The sequence below is a fragment of the Chamaesiphon sp. OTE_20_metabat_361 genome, from assembly GCF_031364565.1.
Genome location: NZ_JANLWO010000755.1, coordinates 1 through 2,082 on the forward strand (window position 1 = coordinate 1; position 2,082 = coordinate 2,082).

Here is a 2,082-nt window from a genome sequence, read left to right on the forward strand (position 1 = left end):
GCGTATTGGCAAAATGCCTATCCAATGATGGGGACTGAGGCTGAGAATATCGACCGGGCAAATCGGTGTGGCTTTAGCGTACTGGCAACCCATCGGCTACCGAGTCAGGCTTGGTGGGTCAATTACTATGAACCCCTGCGCGAACGGATGCAGCAGATCGAAATTACCCCAATTACTCGTTGGCGGAGCCTGTCTGCAAGACAATCGGTTATTCAAGAAACTGAAGCAGAGATGCGAATGTTTGAACGATTTAGCGACTCCTATGGTTATACGTTCTATGTTCTGCAAGCATTTTAGAAAAAAGCCGTCTAACAATTCGGTACAATTTTAGTTCCAGATAATGTCCCCATTTCAAGTGATATCCAGAAACTTTCTGAATATTATGCTAGTCTGGGATAATACTCGGAAAGTATTAACGACTAATCAAGCTTTGAGCTAATATTTTTCCGTGTAACGCCCCAGTTTTCAGAGAGCTGGCGATCGACAATTCCACTGCTAAATTTGCTCACCATACATTCTTATTTTACGTGCTAACTATCGTAGCTTGCCCTTTAGCAACTTCGCCCAAAATTGCTAAAATCTTTGGTGCTAAAGGCTTGAGATCGGCTAGACGATTGGATAGAGCTTGCAAAACAACTACTGCAATCTCAAACTGTGGCAGATTCTGTTGAAACGACAAGTTGCGATCGACTGTGATAAAAACATCAAACTCTGCTTCTGCAAGAACAAGAAGTTGTCCATCTTTTACACCTGCCCATCCCATTTGAGGAACTGTTTTCACCTCATAGTCAACAAACTCTCTTGCCAGTCGGCGATCGATGCACTCGTCTAACAGAATCTTCATGCTATGCTACCATGCTGACAAGCTGTTTTCCTGCCTCTTCTAAGAAAGCGACGATTTGCTCTCTATTCACAGTTGGGAATCCATCTAGGAAATCGTCGATCGACTCGCCTGCCTTGAGATAGTCTAAAAGTGTCTGAACAGGAACCCTAGTCCCAGCGAAGACTGGAGTACCGCCCATAACGTCAGTAGACGCGCTGATGATTGAAGTGTGATTAAGCATGAGTTCTCGTTCCTATAAGTACTGCTTCCATTATTTTATCAATTCTTCAGGCAAACAGTGCGGTCTAACAATCCGCTTGCACCCGACCGTTTCAAGTCTTTTCGTTATTTGTTCGCAGCGGGTGATGGGCAACGTTAGTCGAAGTAAGCTGCGAAATTGCCACACCACACAACCAAATATTCTTACCCATATTTTTAATGTTTCACCTGATAGTAAAGCAACATAAATCCGTTGTTATAGAACTTGCTCTTGGTGAGTTCCAAAACAGTTTGTTTGAAAATACCTGCAAATAAGGGAATACCCGATCCGAGCAGGAGGGGATTGACTTTTAGAATCAATTCATCAATTTCTGAAAATAGCGTCGTGGCTATGTCGCCACCACCACACAACCAAATATCCTTGCCCTGTTGTTGTTTCAAGTCTCGGACAACTGCCACAGGCTCGGTTGAAATTAGCTCGACATTTCGGTCTAGATTTGCTCTCAGAGTGCGCGAAAAGACATACTGCTGCATCTGTGGATAAGGGTTAGCAATCCCTACGTTTAATCCCACTTCATAAGTCCTGCGTCCCATCAACACCGTATCGAAGCACTTATTCTCACCACTAATGCCAAGTACGTCGCGAAACTGTGCGGGAAAGGTTTCGGGGAATGCTGCAATTAAATCGGTAAAATGCTCTCCTTCCGTCAGAAAACCATCATGCGTACCATCTAGATGGGCGATAAATCGATCTACAGTACAAGCGACGTAATATTTGAGATGACGCATATTAAATCTCCTGTAAAAGACACGCGATCGCGAGCGGGTACATCCACATCGGCACCATCGCCGGGAAGTTGAACGGCGTGATGCCGGCAACCACACCGAGCGGCTGGCGGATCGAGTAGCTATCGACCTCGGTCGACACGTTCTCCGAGTACTCGCCCTTGCCGAGGTCGGCGATGCCGCACGCGAACTCGATCACCTCGAGGCCGCGGTTGACCTCGCCGAGCGCATCGGCCGTGACCTTGCCGTGCTCG

General features: G+C 46.3%; 3 protein-coding genes and 2 pseudogenes. 1 reads left to right on the forward strand and 4 read right to left on the reverse strand.

All coding sequences use genetic code 11. The features are described from left to right. Window positions 1-297, forward strand: a pseudogene (locus RMO35_RS21405) (class I SAM-dependent methyltransferase); the annotation flags it as partial. Window positions 298-523: 226 nt separating this feature from the next. Here the strand turns inward: RMO35_RS21405 and RMO35_RS21410 are convergent. The 4 genes and pseudogenes from RMO35_RS21410 to RMO35_RS21425 all read right to left on the reverse strand — a co-directional run. Beyond that, entirely contained in the window at window positions 524-844 is a 321-nt protein-coding gene (locus RMO35_RS21410) for a DUF5615 family PIN-like protein (protein ID WP_309744074.1), read from the reverse strand. A gap of 1 nt (window position 845) precedes the next feature. Further along, window positions 846-1,064 carry a DUF433 domain-containing protein gene (locus RMO35_RS21415; protein ID WP_309744076.1) on the reverse strand — a complete coding sequence of 73 codons (219 nt, stop codon included), beginning with the start codon at window positions 1,062-1,064 and terminating at the stop codon, window positions 846-848. A 194-nt stretch (window positions 1,065-1,258) separates the two neighbouring features. Next, complete coding sequence (locus RMO35_RS21420) at window positions 1,259-1,831, reverse strand: dihydrofolate reductase family protein (protein WP_309744078.1); 573 nt, start codon at window positions 1,829-1,831, stop codon at window positions 1,259-1,261. A gap of 19 nt (window positions 1,832-1,850) precedes the next feature. Then, window positions 1,851-2,082, reverse strand: a pseudogene (locus RMO35_RS21425) (aldehyde dehydrogenase family protein); the annotation flags it as partial.